This is a genomic window from Sulfitobacter sp. NFXS29 (genome assembly GCF_040148765.1).
Taxonomy (GTDB): Bacteria; Pseudomonadota; Alphaproteobacteria; order Rhodobacterales; family Rhodobacteraceae; genus Sulfitobacter.
In genome coordinates this window covers 141,872-158,560 of record NZ_JAGDED010000011.1, presented here as the reverse complement: position 1 = coordinate 158,560, position 16,689 = coordinate 141,872, and the positions used below count along the sequence as shown (strand labels likewise).

The 16,689-nt window shown below is 56.2% G+C and carries 14 protein-coding genes and 2 pseudogenes; 7 read left to right on the top strand and 9 right to left on the bottom strand.

Features of this window, described 5'->3' with window-relative positions:
- Nucleotides 1–471: 471 nt before the first annotated feature.
- The 7 genes from J3456_RS16615 to J3456_RS16585 form a co-directional block, all read right to left on the bottom strand.
- Entirely contained in the window at nt 472–1,269 is a 798-nt protein-coding gene (locus J3456_RS16615) for an HpcH/HpaI aldolase family protein (RefSeq protein ID WP_349581260.1), read from the bottom strand.
- Between the two features lie 53 nt (nt 1,270–1,322).
- Nucleotides 1,323–2,246, bottom strand: a complete 924-nt coding sequence (locus J3456_RS16610; RefSeq protein ID WP_349581253.1) for a DUF6282 family protein — start codon at nt 2,244–2,246, stop codon at nt 1,323–1,325.
- A 123-nt stretch (nt 2,247–2,369) separates the two neighbouring features.
- Nucleotides 2,370–2,702 (bottom strand): cupin domain-containing protein, encoded by a 333-nt coding sequence (locus J3456_RS16605; RefSeq protein WP_349581252.1) that lies wholly within the window; start codon nt 2,700–2,702, stop codon nt 2,370–2,372.
- 119 nt (nt 2,703–2,821) lie between these two features.
- The gene (locus tag J3456_RS16600) at nt 2,822–3,874 is read right to left on the bottom strand and encodes a beta/alpha barrel domain-containing protein (protein ID WP_349581251.1); all 1,053 of its coding nucleotides are present in this window, start codon (nt 3,872–3,874) and stop codon (nt 2,822–2,824) included.
- A 3-nt stretch (nt 3,875–3,877) separates the two neighbouring features.
- On the bottom strand, nt 3,878–5,155 hold the full coding sequence (locus J3456_RS16595; protein WP_349581250.1) for a TRAP transporter large permease: 1,278 nt from the start codon (nt 5,153–5,155) through the stop codon (nt 3,878–3,880).
- The gene (locus J3456_RS16590; protein ID WP_349581249.1) at nt 5,155–5,679 is read right to left on the bottom strand and encodes a TRAP transporter small permease; all 525 of its coding nucleotides are present in this window, start codon (nt 5,677–5,679) and stop codon (nt 5,155–5,157) included. The genes J3456_RS16595 and J3456_RS16590 overlap by 1 nt, the downstream gene beginning before the upstream one ends.
- 42 nt (nt 5,680–5,721) lie before the next feature.
- Complete coding sequence (locus J3456_RS16585) at nt 5,722–6,714, bottom strand: TRAP transporter substrate-binding protein (RefSeq protein WP_349581247.1); 993 nt, start codon at nt 6,712–6,714, stop codon at nt 5,722–5,724.
- A 102-nt stretch (nt 6,715–6,816) separates the two neighbouring features.
- On the opposite strand from J3456_RS16585, the gene J3456_RS16580 reads away from it, so the two are divergent.
- Both J3456_RS16580 and J3456_RS16575 read left to right on the top strand, forming a co-directional pair.
- Complete coding sequence (locus J3456_RS16580) at nt 6,817–7,581, top strand: IclR family transcriptional regulator (RefSeq protein WP_349581246.1); 765 nt, start codon at nt 6,817–6,819, stop codon at nt 7,579–7,581.
- Nucleotides 7,582–7,602: 21 nt separating this feature from the next.
- Nucleotides 7,603–8,343 (top strand): plasmid pRiA4b ORF-3 family protein, encoded by a 741-nt coding sequence (locus J3456_RS16575; RefSeq protein WP_502989518.1) that lies wholly within the window; start codon nt 7,603–7,605, stop codon nt 8,341–8,343.
- 220 nt (nt 8,344–8,563) lie between these two features.
- On the opposite strand, the gene J3456_RS16570 is transcribed toward J3456_RS16575, so the two are convergent.
- Nucleotides 8,564–10,105 (bottom strand): AAA family ATPase, encoded by a 1,542-nt coding sequence (locus J3456_RS16570; RefSeq protein WP_349581244.1) that lies wholly within the window; start codon nt 10,103–10,105, stop codon nt 8,564–8,566.
- A 316-nt stretch (nt 10,106–10,421) separates the two neighbouring features.
- Between J3456_RS16570 and J3456_RS16565 the strand changes: the two genes are divergently transcribed.
- On the top strand, nt 10,422–11,135 hold the full coding sequence (locus J3456_RS16565; RefSeq protein ID WP_349581243.1) for an IS6 family transposase: 714 nt from the start codon (nt 10,422–10,424) through the stop codon (nt 11,133–11,135).
- A 55-nt stretch (nt 11,136–11,190) separates the two neighbouring features.
- Nucleotides 11,191–11,511: pseudogene (locus J3456_RS16560) on the top strand (transposase); the annotation flags it as partial.
- A 199-nt stretch (nt 11,512–11,710) separates the two neighbouring features.
- Here J3456_RS16560 and J3456_RS16555 read toward each other — a convergent pair.
- Nucleotides 11,711–11,943, bottom strand: a pseudogene (locus J3456_RS16555) (IS481 family transposase); the annotation flags it as partial.
- 492 nt (nt 11,944–12,435) lie between these two features.
- Here J3456_RS16555 and J3456_RS16550 point away from each other — a divergent pair.
- Genes J3456_RS16550 through J3456_RS16540 form a run of 3 tightly spaced genes read left to right on the top strand, consistent with a single transcriptional unit; the run spans nt 12,436 to nt 16,648 of the window.
- Nucleotides 12,436–13,572 carry a TAXI family TRAP transporter solute-binding subunit gene (locus J3456_RS16550; protein ID WP_349581242.1) on the top strand — a complete coding sequence of 379 codons (1,137 nt, stop codon included), beginning with the start codon at nt 12,436–12,438 and terminating at the stop codon, nt 13,570–13,572.
- 59 nt (nt 13,573–13,631) lie between these two features.
- A complete protein-coding gene (locus J3456_RS16545; protein ID WP_349581241.1) occupies nt 13,632–15,569 on the top strand; it encodes a TRAP transporter permease in 1,938 nt (645 codons plus the stop codon).
- On the top strand, nt 15,566–16,648 hold the full coding sequence (locus J3456_RS16540) for a mandelate racemase/muconate lactonizing enzyme family protein (protein WP_349581240.1): 1,083 nt from the start codon (nt 15,566–15,568) through the stop codon (nt 16,646–16,648). Before J3456_RS16545 ends, J3456_RS16540 begins: the two co-directional genes overlap by 4 nt.
- Nucleotides 16,649–16,689: the final 41 nt, after the last annotated feature.

Genomic DNA, 16,689 nt, shown 5'->3' with positions numbered 1-16,689 from the left:
AAGATTTGCCGCCGGGTCAGACCCAGCATGTGGGCCGCATTGTTAACGGTCAGCCGGTCATCATCGACCTGTGCCAAAACTTCCACGCGGTTCAACTCGCGCTCGCTCATCATCACCCATCCCATGTTCACGCATCCTCATCCCAAACCGAGGACAGAGTGACACTTCTGCTTTGCTTAAGGGTGACATTATCGCTTTGCGGCTACATCACAGACGCGGAAACGGGGTTTTATGTTAAGTGTTTTCTTGTTGCGCTGATGCCGTATAGGTTGTGCAGTGGTGTTGCTCTACCCGCCTTCCCGTCATCGCAGTAGAAGCTGAAATCATGCTACGGTCGATGCAAGGCACAGTAACACTTCAGCGGGCGTCCAGTAGACCGGACACTTTCGCGGTGTTGCGTTGAGGTGGCATACTTGAGCAAAAATCAATTTCTACTTAACCGATGTCCATCCTTCCAGACGACACTGACGTTCAATCGGACTCTTGATAATCTACACAGGACCGTTCTATCGCCTGTGACATCTGAGTATGAGCCTGCATGGCGGCAGACCTGAGAAATCCTTGGTCTGAAGAGAGAATGAATGCAGTCGCTCCCGCTCGGGCTTGAAGCGCTGCATCCTCGGGATTGGCCGGCAAGATCGCTATCCTGCGACCGGCCCTTGCGCTTGCTGCACACACCGCCTTTGTCGCCTCACGCACCAGCGAAGGGGCATCATTCGCCCCCGAATAGGCCGCTTCTAGGTCGCCGCGACCAATGAATACCCCGTCGATCCCTTCGACTGCAACGATATCGTCAATCTTGTCGATGGCCTCGGGGTCCTCGATCATGGCAATGATCGTCACGCGGCGATCCTCGGCCTCCATGTGCGAAGCTTGATCCGAACTACCAAAATTGCCAGCTCGGGTCGTTGGTGCATAACCGCGATGTCCGCCGCGATAGCGCCCAGCGGCGACAATCGCTCGTGCTGTCTGTACATTGCAAACATGCGGAACCAGAACACCGTCCGCTCCGCAATCAAGAACGGACAAGATATCAGCAGCTGAACTGCTTTGCACACGGACAATAGCCGCAAGCCCCGCAGCCTTGCAGGCTAGAATAATTCTGTCCGTTGTTTCTCGATTGAAAGGCGAATGCTCTTCGTCCACCACGATGAAGTCATAGCCAACACTTCCCATAATCTCTGCCGGCATTGTCGCAGGCACTTTCAGGAACGTGCCGTAAAGCGTCTCGCCCGACCGGAAGCGGTCGCAAAATTCCTGTCGCTGCATATTCACATGAAACTCCTCCGTATTATATTCGTTCGTGTACTTGTACGCTTGATCTAGCCGTTCTCTAAGCCAATGATCGAAGCGGGATTAGTTCCAACCATCGCGTGCGTCTGCGCATCCGAATAACCGAGGGCGAGACATGTTGCGACACCGCGGCGAAGCCCTTCAAGCGGTGTAATCGTGCCGGTCTGTCCTAGGTCTGAACACAGAATGGTACGCTCGGGACCGACACAATCAATGAAAGCCCGCAGTTCGTCATTCGTGCGATTTCGAAATTTCGAACCCTCGGCGAAGAAGGCAAGAGAATGCTCAACGAAGGCTCCCATCGCCGCGATCTCTTTTACATCTTCAAAAGATGCTCCCACTATATCCTCAGGATGAGTAAAGATCAGCCGCTCAACTCCTCGTTTCCTAGCCTCTTCAAAAATCAGTTTGGTTTCCGAGACGTGGACATGACCACTAGCTAGAGCCAGATCCGACTTGGCGACCACTTCAAGAATATCCAGAAGCTCGGAGCGCAGCTTGCCATCTTTGAAAAGCGGCACCGCTGAAGCAGGACGCATCTTTTGGGTTGCGGCGGGGTGCGCCCAATCAGACGTCTTTTGCCATTCCAGATGGTTTTCTGCCGCAAGTGTCGGGAGCCAGACGATACGCCCGTCCATTGCAGCCGTATGCTCGACCGCATAAGGGTTTAGCCCGCCCACAACATTGTTCAGCACTATTCCTGAATAAATCTTTGTCTTGAGATCTGGATTGTGATCGCGGATGAGTTTGGCGCACATCACGCCCGAATAGTCGTGATCCTTAGTTACAACCGCTCTGAGGCCTGCCTCCGAATAAGCCTTCACAAGTTCGAGGTGATCAATCGCTCGCGGAGCAACGGACGGACCGCTATGAACATGTGGGTCTACCCCATTTTGCAAGATTTCGCTGATGCGTACAACTTCGTTACGCATGATATTTTTGGTGTCGGTCATGGTGTTAACTCCGGGCTTCGATTGCGGGTTCGGACCGACTTTCCGCTTGGCTCACGGTTGCAATTAACCAGGGAGAAATGGGCCCAATTATTTTTGAATCGCGAGGTTCAGAGACCGTCACGGTCATGCATATTCAGGGCGACAGGGCGTAAAGACATCAAGGTTGAGAACTTCCTCATCGCCTACAACTACAGCGTGATGGAGAACCTCCGGCGGCACGACCAGCATACCTCCAGGGCCCATCCGGACGACCTCACCGCCGACGTGGAAGTCGACTTCACCCGAAATGATGTAGGCGATCTGTTCATGGGGGTGTTTGTGCGGCTTGGGCTCGTGATCGGGTTGAAGGCGGTGCAATGCCACCGTTGCGCCCTCGCCCGAAAACGCTTTTTGCTCCACACCGGGGCGGATCTGTTTCCACGGCATCTCGTTCCAGTTAATTGCGTGAATATTCATTTGTTATCTCCAAGTTGATTGATATTTTAGGCGCTGCCATGATGCCCATAAATCTAGCCAAGCGCAGGGACGCGCCGGGGAAAATCGCATCAGAGCGCGGCTTGTGCGATGCCTCATGCTCATCGACTCTGCGGAGGCACGAATTGCTGCCAATGCGCTTCTAATTCTGGCATTTCGGCGAAAGTCTTACGCGCGTCGGCTGCGCGACCAATCAGATCCGCCACGGCCATCCCCTTGGCTTGGCAATATGAGTCAAGCGTTTCAATGCTTTCTTCAATAACATCGAACCCGCGGAGCATTATCGCCGAAGCCAGTCCTGTCGCCGAAGCGCCCGCCAGCATGGCGCGTGCAATATCGTGCCCCCCGGTGATCCCGTTAATACCGATAAGGGCAGCCCCGGGGCCTATTGCGGCCCGGCACAGCGCGAGCCAATGGCAAGTGAGTGGTAGGTTCCAGAAACCGCCAAAGCCACCTGACGTGCCCAGCATCGGCTCTTGCGTCGTGAGATCGGGCAGCATCCCTAATAAGCGTCCGGCAACGATCACGCTTTGCGCACCCCCCTCGATGGCGGCACGCGCCAGTTGCGGCACGTCGTTAGATTGCCCGGTCAACTTTACCCAGACGGGGATTTCGAGGCGTTCGGTGAGAGCACTTGTAAGCATTGCAACCCGTGCGCTGACGGTTTCGGTTGTCACCGCTCCTTCGGCCGCCTCACGCGCGTAAGGCGTGCCGATGTTGAACTCGAGAACGCGGAGCCCGGCCTCCTGGACGGCCAGCGCCATCCCTATCGCCTGTTCCAGATCGGCGAGGATCAGGCTAGGAACGAGCAAGCAATCATGCTCCCGTGCAATTTTGTCATGGGCCACGCATTGAGCCAACCAATCCTCAAAACCCAGAGGATGCAGGCCTGAGCGCGACAGTATCATTGTCGCCGGATCCGCTTGGGGTCCCCAGGGCACGGGCGACCAGTGCGCATCAAGCGCAACATATTCGGCCGCGCGCAACTGTGCCTTCGCGGCGGCGCTTTCGTTGGTCGATTTCATGACGACTGCACCAGCCCCCGCCTCGATTGCGGCCCTGATCCCGCCATCGGCAATCATGTGTTCGGCCGGGGCAGCAATCACTGGGTTCTTGAGGCAGAGCTGGCCGATGCGTGTTTCGAGACGAGCCATGGGTTAATTCACCAAGAGGTTGGGAAGAAATAGCACAAGCCCAGGGTAGATCGTGATGATTGCAAGCACGGCGATCGCAAGTCCCACCATCGGCAATGCATGAATTGAAATCCTTTCGATTGGACGCTTTGTCACCCCTGCCATCACGTAGAGACACAGACCAACAGGCGGCGTTACGAAGCCGATGAGGCAGTTAAACACGACGATCACCCCGAGATGCACCGGATCAAGTCCGAGTTGATTGCCGATAGCCATTAGGGCAGGGACAGTTAGAATTAGGATGCCGACCGTGTCCAAGAACATGCCCAAGACCAACAAGATCAGGTTGACCATAATGAGGATCACCCACTTGTTTTCTGAAATCGCCGACAGCGTAGATACAACAGCCTGGGGGAGTCTTTCGATCGCGAAGACCAAAGACAGGACATGCGCGAAGCCTATCAGCAAGTAGATCGTGGCACTGAGGAGTGCAGAGCTGAGGAACACTCTGCGGAGCCTTGAAAGGGAGAGCGCCTTATACCACAGCCCGGCAACAAGAAGCGCATAGACAACGGCCACCGCAGCAGCCTCAGTCGGCGTGACAACGCCGCCTCGGATACCGCCGATGATAATCACCGGAAGAAGCAGAACGGGAGCGCATTCACCGAGCCGGCGCATAATCTCGCGGAGTTTGACAGGCTCCAGCTTTGGGTAGCCTTTACGTCCCGCGATCCAAACAGCGTAGGCGGAAAGGATGAAGGCAAGGAGCACTCCAGGTACGATACCAGCCACAAATAGACGCGAGATTGAGGTGCCGGATAGCGCTCCATAGAGGATCATCGCGATAGAGGGTGGTACGAGCGGCGCCATAATGGAGGAAACCCCTATCAGGGCTGCCGAATAATCTTCGTTGTAACCCTGCCGCTTTAGATCAGGCGATAACACGGTACCGAGCGCGGCGGCATCCGCAGCGGCCGATCCGCTCACCCCGCCAAACAAAAAGCTGCCCCAAATGGCTGTCAGTGACAGACCGCCCCTAAAGCGCCCAACCAATGCGTTTGCGAAGGCTACGAGGCGCTGAGTAAGGCCGCCTACATCCATGAGGCTACCAGCAAGGATGAAGAGCGGAATTGCCAACAGGATAAAGCTGTCCTGCCCTGCAAACATTCGTTGTGGCACCGCCACCAGAAAGCGCAGGTTGTCGGTCGCCAGAAAATAGCCGAAAGCTGAAAGCCCCAATACAAAGGCGATCGGGATACCCATTAGGAGCGTGAGAGCAAAGGTACTACCGAGCCAGATCATTACACCACCTCCTGCAAATTTGATTTTTGTTCTTCCACGCCTTTCAGAGACGCAATGGCAGAGACGATGACATGCATCGCCACGAGCGCGGCCCCGACCGCAATGGAGATATGGATCCAAAACATGGAGATGGGGATTGCCGTTGCGCTACCGCCGCGGGTCTTCCAGGCGAACTGCCAGCCATACCAGACAATCGCGAACATCATGGCTAAGATTAGGAGCCGGCTTAAAAGTCCTACTGCGATCGCGATGCGACGAGGCAGGAGGTTGACCAGCATTTCCATGCCAATCATGTCCCCACGAGAATAAGCCAGACCTATACCGAGAGAGGCGGTCCATATCATGACATACCTCAACGCCTCTTCAGACCAGCTAAGCGACATGCCAAGCACATATCGAAAGAAAACCTGGAGCGCGGCCAGAATAACCACGGCGAGCATACCGACAATCAAAAGGTTCTCGATTGCAGCCACGTAGCCGTGGGCGATCCGGGCGACGGGTGAAGTACTTGGTATCTTAATCATAGGATCTCTCTCACTCGCGCGGCGACGGCGCAGTCAGCGCTATCACTCGGATGCGCTGGCCTGTTCGACGAAGTCGGCAATCAAAGGGTCACTCTCGGCATAGTCTTGCACGACCGGGGCCCAAGCCTCTTCGAGTTGGGTGACGAACGAGTCGGTTGCTTCGGTGAAGTTGACACCCTTTTCGGCGAGAGAGGTCTTTAGCTTTTCGTCGTAGTCAGCAACTGCCATCACTTGGGGTTTGACCACTGAACGCGCGGCTTCTTGCAGGATGCCCTGCTGCTCTTCTGTCAGACCATCAAAGACGCCTTGGTTGATAAGCATGATGCCCGGCCAGAAATAGTGACCCGTAAGCGTCACATTTTGCGCTGCCTCGTAGAGACCTTCAGATTCGATAGAGGTCAGGTTGATTTCAACAGCGTCGATGGCACCGGTTTCCAAGCCCGAATACACCTCCCCATAGGCCATCGGCGTGGGGTTTACGCCTGTTGCCTGCCAGACCGAGAGGAAAAGCTTGGTCGGGGCGACCCTAGTCTTGCGACCTTCGAAATTGGCAAGTTCTTCAACGGGCTCGCCGGTGCTAAGGAAGTGCCTTTGACCACCTTCGTAGAGACCGAGCCCGATCATCCCATGATCGCTTAGCGATTTCATGATGGCTTCGGCCTCGGGAGAGACGGCCATGCGAGCAAAATCCTCGTAAGTGCGCATCACGTAAGGCAGCTGAAAAGCGTCGATCGACGACGTCAGAGTTGCGAGTGCCGAGGATGAATTGACCGTCATATCAACAGTTCCGAGCTGAACCCCCTCCATCAACTCCTTCACGTCACCCATCTGGCGGGCCGGGAAAATGTCGATAGCCATTGAACCCTCGGAGATCTCGTCCACGGCCTCTGCAAAGCGGACCGACGCATCGTGAAATGGATGCGATTCAAACACCGCATGGCCAAGTGTCAGCGTCAAATCCTGTGCCGATACTGCCGAAACGGACATTGCTAGAGCAGCCATAAGTACGGGTGACGAGAGTTTGAAATTTTTCATTTGATCCTCCTCCAAGTTCTCAATATGAGAATAAGTGTTCTCGAGATGAGATAGACAGCAAGCGCCTTAGTTGTCAAGGCTGTGATCTAAAAAGGAGAGACCATGCAGAAACCTCGGGTAAAAACTTCCGATATAGCTTTAAAAATACTTCATAAAATCGCCTTTTCGGATGAGCCGCTAAGCCAGTCAGAAATTGCTGAAGCCGCAGGAATCGTTAAAAGTGCCGCGCACAAGCATCTCTTCACTCTTGAGGAGACGGGCTGGATCTCGCGAGATCATCTCACAGGCCGTTACCGCCTGGGTCCCCAAGCATGGCTCGTTGGTCAGCGTGCGACGCAGATCGGTGATCTTGCTTTGTCAGCGGACTCGTTCATGAGAACGACCCGCCAAGAAACCGGCCTTGCAGTGGTGCTAAGTTCGGTGAACGGACGCTCACTGAACGTCATAGCTGCTCTGAACGGAACCCATGCAATTGAAATCGGCGTGCGTCAGGGCAGCCAGCTCCCGCTTCACTCTTCGGCCCAAGGTCAGATTTTGCTCGCCTTTGGAGACCCTAAGCTTGTGGATGAAGTTTGCTCCGAGGAGCTGCCGGCCCTGACCCCCAAAACTTTGACCAACCCCGAAAAACTGCGCTGCCGCGTCGAGGAGGCAAGACAGTCAGGTTATGTGTGGGCTCCGGAGGAAACGCTTCTCGGAGTTAACGTGGTTGCAGCCCCGGTTTTCAACAATCACAAACAGATTATCGCCACCGTGGCTCTCGTCGCCTCAATTCAGCACCTGACGGATCCACCCAGTGAAGAACACGTCAGGGCGATCCGTACTCTCGCCGGAGATATCTCCCAAACACGAGGATACGAGTTCGGCTAGAATCTATTTATCCTATATCAGGTGCTTCGGCGCTTTGATGTGCCCCTCAAGATCAAGCTGAACCGCCTGCATTATGTGATCCAGGCTGCCATGGGATGGACCGACAGTCACCTGTATGAGTTCAGGGCCGGTGGCAGCGGCTGGGGCGTGCCAGATCCAGATGGTTTTTACGATGGCCCGATGCCCGCCAGCAAAACCAGCCTGTTTGACGTGATCGAGGATGTGGGAACCAAGACTCTCCATTATATCTATGACTTTGGCGACAACTGGCACCATGTGATCAAGATCGAGAAGATCGATAATGCCATCGCGGGCGCCGCCTATCCACGCCTTGTTAGGGCCATCGGTGCTTGCCCTCCGAAAGATGTGGGTGGCTTCCCCGGCTACGCTGACTTCCTCGAAGCCATGGCCGGCCCCAGGCACGAAGAACACGGCCAGATGCTGGAATGGTATGGGGGACAGTTCGACCCGGATGAGGCAGAGATCGGCCGCATCCTTGATAACTTCGAGCGGCTTGCCAAAAAATGGGCCCCAAAGCCGCGTAAACCAAAAGCCGCTCCCAAACGCCTCGGATCAATACGGCGCGCCCGCGGCCTTCGCCGAATGCTTACACACAAAGCAAACCAAGCAATGGTCTTGCCGCAAGGTTCCCGGGCTGCACAGCTGCTTAATGCCGCAGCTATCGCATCGTGTTTCGGTGTGGACCAATTCGAATTTCAAAGGATCGTCGACCGATTGGTCGGATCGATTGTCGAACATTAGGTCAACGTGTGTGAGGAAGCTAATCTACGGGATCAAGAGCGGGATGCTTTAGCCGAATGTCAATTTCTTAACAACTTTGCGTTCGAAGGCTATGGTCCGACGCCCCGTCTCTTGTAACCCCAGTAGTCTACTGCTGAACTTTGGCCCGGTCCGGCAAACGAATACGAAAGAGCCGTATTGCGGAAGCGCAAACCATCGAGAGGGCCAAAGAACTTGAAGCTTAATTTGTAAGAAGCTGACTGGATGGCGTAAGAGTGAAGCTATCCTTACTCCCGCCGGCCCGAACCACTGAAGAAAATCGCCGAGCGGTTCGGGAATCCACGCCTTGATGGACCAGATGTTCTGCCAGGGCTTCTCCGGGGTCCTCGGGCTGAAGGATTACAGAAAGAAATTCGCATACGAGATAGAAATCTGTTTTTTGTTCAGGAACTTTGGGAAGCGACCCTCTTGAGAGTACGTTTTTCAGGTTAGCCGCATCCTTCTTTTTCACGTCCTCTCGTAGGGGTTCTGGGACGAAGGGCGATTCATTTTGCGCATCAGTGTATGCGCAAACCCAATCTGTCGTGTCATCAAACTCAAAGGCCAAGCTTCCTTTCATGTCTTTCAAAGATAGTCCCAATTCGGGCAACCATCGAGACGCTTCTTGAACTTGCACACTCATGTCTTGCCGTAGTGGCGGACGCATCCTCTTGCTTGCATCTTCATCCACAACAGCGTCGGTGATCTGACCTCCCCACAGCGGAGTAGGTGCAGAAGCGAATTGGAAAATTAACGTTAGCACGCCATCCAACACTAACCGAAAGCCGAGTTCATCGTCCTTCGTAGCAACTTCCGGTGGGTTCATATCATACACGCGGCTTTCGTTCGACGCTGCGACGCGCTTGATCCGCGCAACCAGCTTCTGGGCCTCTTCAGAAGTGCCCGCGCGCTGCACCACGCGCCGGGTTATCGGATTGGCAAATCTCGCTTCCAGGAATGCGTTGATACGTTCCGTGCATGTGATCATGGAGTGACGAGTGGCGTTTAGCTGGTCGATTGTTCCCCCATGTCGCGTCTGAGCCATGCGCCGACCTTCTTGTCTGCCCACGGCCCTCAGGTAGGCAATCATTTCGTCACGATCTTCAGGGTTTAGCACTACGCAAGCGGCAAGATCTCGGGCTTCTGTTTCCAGTTCTTCCAGAGCGGAAGTCAGCGCCTCATCTTTCGAAATTACGTCTTCGTGCGATGCATCGTCGGGAAGATCCGTTAATTTTTCACTGATGGCCCTATGCATTGCGTCTACCAGTTTGCGATAGTGATTTTTCTGCCAGTCTTCGCGGCCTTGCGCGGGAAGCAGGTCAAAGAACAAGGCGTCGCGTTCTATGTTACGAATGACCTCAATATCGGCTTCGGCATGCGTTTTCACCGCTTTGGCATGATCCAGACCAGCTTCTACGAATTCGCGCAACAAATCCTCTGCCAGCGCCATATCCTTGCGGAAGCTATCTATCTCGCTTTCAAATGCGGAGCGAAGCTCCAGGTCAACCTGCTGGCGCGACACCCGCAAGGCTTGTAGCGCCAAAACAATTGTCGCGCCTCCAGCCATGGCGGCGACAGCCAAGCCCACACTGTTGGCCATATAGTCAAAAAAAGGCGTTTCAGCAGGGGTGGGGTATAAATAAGAAAATGCATCATTTTGCATGTACCTCAGTCCCATTAACGCGGCTGCGGCAAGCGCGAAGGTTAACAGGATGAGAAGCGCGATATAGATAAATATAATCATGAAAGAAAGCCTGGGTAATGAACGGATATTATTGTTAAAATTCGAGGCGAGAGCCGCCGCATCTTCGATGGGCTGTATGTCCGGTCTACGGAGCGCTGGCAGGACTTTCCAGTATTGCTTTGCTCAGGCCATCAGAATGTATCAATAAATCTAACAACCAGTTGTTCGGGAACCACAAGCCGTTTATGCTGGCCTTGGTTCAATGCAAAAACAGCCGCAATATCCATGCCAATCTGCCGCCAGAAACCGCTTCTCAATACCTGCCCGTCGGGCATCGTCAACTTGCGGGGCGTGATCTGAAATCGTACCGACCGGCATGACAAAAGCCAAACATTCCGGTGCCTTCAAAGGCCACCGTTTCCCGCCTGAGATCATTGCCTATGCAGTCTGGTCTTATTTTCGGTTTCCCTTGAGCCTACGCGATGTCGAGGATCTACTTGCCGCGCGGGGCATCATCGTAAGCTACGAAACGATCCGGAAGTGGGTTGGAAAATTTGGCACAAACTATGCGGCGACCATCAGGCGGGATCGGCCTGCGCCATCTGATAAATGGCACCTTGATGAAGTGGTCATTCCTATCCGCGGGCGCAAATTCTGGCTTTGGCGCGCGATCGACAGCAACGGTGACGTTCTTGATATTCTGGTGCAATCTCGGCGCAATACGCGCGCGGCGAAACGTTTTTTCCGCAAACTATTCAAACAACATGGGCGACCGCGCGTTGTGATAACGGATAAGCTCGGCAGCTATAGTGCGGCTTTGAAAAGCCTCGCGCCCGGTATCGAGCACCGAAGGCATAAGAGCTTAAACAACAGATCTGAAGGCTCGCATCGACCGACGCGGCGCCGAGAAAAGATCATGGCCCGCTTCAAATCGCCCGGCCAAGCACAGCTCTTTTTGTCTATCCATGATCAAGTCCAAACCGTATTTCGTCCCCGCCGTCACAAACTTGCCGCCCCAGCCTATCGACAATCTCGGTCAGATGCTCACGGCATTTGGGACGACATCACGTGCGAGTTGAAGGCCGTATGACCAAGGGTGGGGGGGGTCTTTGTCGGCAGGATCCAATAAGTTGACGATGCCGCTAAAACACACCTGCCAAGCCTGTCCATCAAAAATGAAATGCTGCTCCAAAGCCGATGCGCGCAAAATCACCCGCGAAGAACATGAAGACGCTCGCCAGGTTGCACGCGACATTTCCAAGACCAAACAATATGCAATCTCAATGCGGTTGCGAAAGAAGGTTGAGATGCTCTTTGCGCACCTCAAACGCATTCTTGGTCTGGGGCGGCTCCGATTACGTGGACCATGCGGTGCAAAAGACGAACTCCTGCTCGCTGCAACCGCCCAAAACCTCCGTAAACTGGCAAAGAACTTTCCTGTACCGCAGCAAATGAGCAAAGCCTGATGAGAAAGGCGCTCGCGCTCGGTTTGAAGCCCGGCTTTCCGAGCCTGCAATACGCTGTTTTTTCACAGAATCGGCGGAAACCGGTCATTCGCTGCGAAATGCACCAAGGCCTGCCTTGCGCACATTGCGCGCTTACAGGACCATGCTGCAATGCCGACCGGGTCGGATGCGGAGGCGATGGCTGCAAAGCATAGAGTCAATCATCTAGCGGCAGCAGCGTGTGCCTCCGGAATGAAACGATCATTGCCTCCTCACCTTCAGGGAGAACGGTTGAGGGGGGGGCTCCTTTGGCCCCGTCTTAAAATCCTCGACCGTCGCACGCTAACGCCACTTTGTAACGGTTTTGGGGTCGATACCCAATTCCTTGCTTAGCGGCGCGAGCGAAGCTTGCGATCGCTGTATTCCAGCCCTGACGGTTTGCGCTGTCGTGATGCTCCCGTGACGAGCTTATCCCATAATACTTCCTTCCAAGCCGAAGAAAGCATCGCACCATCAAACCGTGGGATTAAACACCTAGTTGCACAATTCACTTAACCGGCTGCAGCAATCAACAGAAATTTAGGCTTCTCCGCTTTGTAGCTCGTTCTGTAAGGCGGGACTATCATTCAAAGACCTGAAATATATGACGAATCCTCACTCAATAAAAACTGGTTGATTTAAGATTTAATATAGTTGATAAGTGCAACTAGTTGGGAGGACAGCTATGCAGGATGAGATTGTCATATGCGAATGGTTTGCCCGTCACGGGTTGCAACATAATCGCCAGGTGTCCAATTCGGGCCAGATTGTGTCCAAAATTGCCACCCAATACGCAACCTGCGTACAATTTCTGCCGTAGCCCGTGGGCACCATGACGCCAGAACCTGCGTAGTAAATTCGAACGGGTAGAGAAGCCCGCGCCCCATTCACAAGGAGGAGAAAGACATGATTTGCGATCTGACACGGCGGGCGTTCCTGAAACGCTCTACCCTGGCGGCCGGCGCCACTCTGGCCATGCCCGGCGCGCTGCGCGCCGAGTTGCCCGGCAAGATGCAATGGACAGCGGCCGATGTAGGGTCATCGGGTTATATTGAGGCGACCGCCGTCGCCAACGCGCTGATTGAACAGCACGGCTCCCGTATCCGAGTGGTGCCATCAGGCACTTCCGTAGGGCGGATGATGATGCTCAAATCGGGGCGCGTTTCTCTGGGTTACATGGCCAACGAGGCCTATTTCGCCACCGAGGCGATGTTCGATTTCGCGACCCGCGAATGGGGCCCGCAGGACTTACGTGCGCTGATGGGCCGTGAGGCGCTGTTCGGGATCGTCACCACCGGTAACGGCCCCAAAGCGATTGCTGATCTAAAGGGCAAGCGCGTGGCGCGCATTCAAGCCCACCCGTCGACTAACTTCAAAATTGAGGGCGTGCTGGCCTTTGCCGGACTGACCTGGGACGATGTCGAAGCGATCGAGGTTCCAGGCTATTCACAGGGGCTGCAGGCGGTTCTGGATGGCACCGTGGATGCGGCGGGGGCCGTAGTCGGCGCGTCTGTACTTCGCGAGATCGAAGCCAGCTCCAAGGGCATTGGCTGGCTGCCTGTCCCGGCAGAAGATGCCACCGGCTGGGAACGTATCAATGCCACGGCGCCGCTCTTTGCCCCGGCGACAATGACCGACGGTCCGGGTGCCACAGCCGAAGCGCCGGTTCCGCTTGTGGGTTACCGTTACCCAATCCTTTCGGTCTTTTCAGACACAGCTAACGCCGAGGTTTACGACATCACCAAAGCGATCGTCGAAGGCTACCCGCTTTACAAGGATGCGGCGCCGGTGATGTCGAACTACGATCCCAACAAAGCCGGGCACCCGCCCTACGACGCCCCTTGCCACGATGGGGCCAAACGGTATTTCGAGGAGATTGGCGTCTGGACCGATGCTGATGAGACTTGGAACATCAAGCGCATCGCACGTATGGCCGCAGTGCAGGAAGCCTGGGACGCCGCCACCGAGGAAGCCGACACACAAGGGCTCGCAGATAAGGACTGGGCCGATTTCTGGAGCGAGTTCCGCGCCAAAAGTTTGTGATGTATGCAAACCGGGGCGCGTATCGCCCCGGCCACGCCACTTTCTCCTAAAGGTTTGCCATGGTCGACACCACAATGAAAGATACGGACACCCCCATTCCCGATGTCCGGCCAGAATCCTCGCGGCTTTACCAGACGCGTTGGGTGGTCATTCCGATCACCGCGTTAGCGCTACTGTTGGTGGCCAATCAGGTCTTTCTGTTAAGGATCGCGGGGTTCCAACTGCCCTCGACGGGGTTCTACTACGCGCTGATCGGAATGTTCTTTTCTGTGCTGTTCCTGACCTTCCCAATGCGCGTGGCCGATGACCGCCAGGTGCCGTTGCATGATTGGATCTTTGCCGCCATTGCCTTGGCTACCGGGGGCTATTTCGCCTCAATCTCTGGGGACATCATCAACCGCGGGTGGGATTTTGAAGCCCCCATTGCCCCGACACTGGCGGCACTGGCGCTGTTTTTACTGATCCTCGAAGGTCTGCGGCGGACCGGTGGCATGGTGCTGTTCTGCATCTGTCTGATTTTCGCAGTGTTTCCGATTTTTGCGGATTTAATGCCGGGCCTGCTTTGGGGCAGCCAATACACCCCGCGCGAGACACTTTCGGCCTTTGTCATGGGATCGGGCGCCATCGTCGGTGTGCCAGTGCAAGTCGTCAGCGAATTGGTTATTGGCTATCTGCTGTTCGGCGCTGCGCTTACCGTCACGGGCGGGGGGCAGTTCTTCATGGATTTTGCCTCCGCCCTTTTGGGACGGGCGCGAGGCGGTCCTGCGAAAGTGTCGATCATTTCTTCGGGATTGTTCGGCTCGCTATCTGGCTCGGTTGTCTCAAACGTGATCTCCACCGGAGCTTTTACCATCCCCACCATGAAGCGCTGCGGCTATCCGGCACATTACGCCGGTGCGGTCGAGGCATGCGCCTCCACCGGCGGATCAATTATGCCGCCGGTGATGGGGGCTGCAGGCTTCATTATGGCGTCATTCCTGAACGTACCTTATTCCACCGTGGTGTCCGCCGCGATCTTGCCTGCTGTGCTGTTCTATGCGGCGTTGCTGTTGCAGGTCGATGCCTATGCGGCGCGTAATGGCCTGTCCGGATTGCCAGAAGAGGATCTGCCCGATCTGAGCGCGACGCTACGCACGGGCTGGCCGCATCTGGTTGGCGTGCTAATGCTGGTCGGGCTTATTCTGTTTGCGCATATGGAGCGAAGCGCGCCGTTCTTCAGCGCCGGGTTCATGCTGGCTATTGCGATCCTGCGCAATCCTGGCGAAACATGGGGCATGTTCGCAAAGGTTCTTGTCGAGACGGGGCGCTCTTCAGCTTATCTCTACGGTATCCTTGCGGGCATCGGGCTGATCGTGGGTTCGCTGTCGATCACCGGCGTTGGCAGCGCGGTATCGCGGGAACTGGTCTTTGCCGCGGGCGACAACCTTTATCTTCTGCTGGTATTCGGCGCGCTCACCAGCTTCGTTCTGGGCATGGGGATGACCGCGTCGGCGTGCTACATCTTCCTCGCGATCATTCTCGGGCCCGCTCTGACTCAGCAGGGTCTGGATGTCGTCGCTAGTCATCTGTTCATCCTGTATTGGGGCATGCTATCCTACATTACCCCGCCGGTTGCACTGGCGGCGGTGGTCGCAGCGGGGATCGCGGGCAGTGGCAACCTGCGCACTGGGCTTAAGGCGATGCGCCTCGGCTCGGTCCTGTTCATTCTACCCTTTGCCTTTGTGCTGAACCCGGCCCTGATCCTGCGCGGCGGGCTGTGGGAGGTGCTGCAATCCATCGGCACCGCCGGGATCGCGATCTGGCTCATCGCATGCGCGTTCGAGGGATATCTGCACTTCGTCGGGCGTCTGCCCTCGCTGCCGCGTATCATCGTCGGCGCGGCGGGGTTGAGCCTGCTGATTCCTGAAGCACATACCGATTTGCTGGGTCTAGCGTTGCTGGTTGCCGTCATAGGCTACGGGTTAGTGATGCGCCGACGGCGCGCATCCGCACAATGAGGATCGAGGCATGGTCGGTCCAAGGCGTCCGGCATCGCAATCTCGACCCTGAATGGCATTACGCCGGGCGCGACGTGCCAGAGTTGCCGGGCGTGCGAGTTGCATTGCGTGCCGGGGGCAAAATGGGTGAAGGCTACGCACCGTTCCTGCCGCATCTCGACGCCAGCCCCTACGCGCTTGAGCAGCGGACGCGCGCGTTTGCGACAGGACTTATCGGGGCGGACCCCCGCGATCTTAACGCCTGTCTGGTCCGGCTGGGCCGCTGCGCCCGCGCGGATAACGCCGCCCGCTCTGCCGCCGAGATGGCAGTGCTCGACCTTACTGCACGGCTGCGAGGGGTTAGCGTGGCGACGCTGCTGGGCGGTACGGTAAAGCCAGTCGAAGTGGTACGTATTATACCGGTGAAGCCGCCCGAACGCATGGCCGAGATTGCAGCCAGTCTCCTGGAAGAGGGGTATCGCGCGTTTAAGCTGAAGGCGGTAGGCGACTGCGCCGCCGATGTCGCGCGAGTGGCTGCCGTCCGGGCCGCGACGGGTGCCGCGGTCACACTGATCGTCGATGCCAATCAAGCCTATGATGCTGAGGGCGCCCGCGCGTTTGATACTGCATTGCGCCCCTTTGCAGTATGGGCTCTCGAACAGCCAGTACCCGCCGACGATCGCGCCGCTCTAGGTCAGGTGCGAGCAGTCGCGCAGGCGCGGGTTGAGGCTGATGAGGGATTGTTTACGCAGGCTGATCTGGATGCGGTGCTGACGGCAGATGCTGCGGACGGCATCAGTCTGAAACTTGCGCGCTCCGGTGGGTTGTTGCCATCACGGGACATGGCGAGATGCGCGGCGGCGCAGGGCGTTTATGCCCGTCTGGGCACCGCGTTCGGCGGGCCGCTCGTGGCACTGGCCACTGCTACGCTTGCAGGCCTTTGCCTGACCCGGGGTCCTTCGGAATGCGCCGAGTTCACCCATTTTGATGACGAGGACTTCCTCTGGCCCTCCCTGCGCGACGGGCTGCTGATCCTGCCCGAGGGGCCGGGCTTCGGCCAGCACCGCCGCACAGATTGGACCGGGGAATGGATGGGCTAAAGAACTTCGGTCTCGAAGATCGTGGCCGGGGGCCGGTGGGA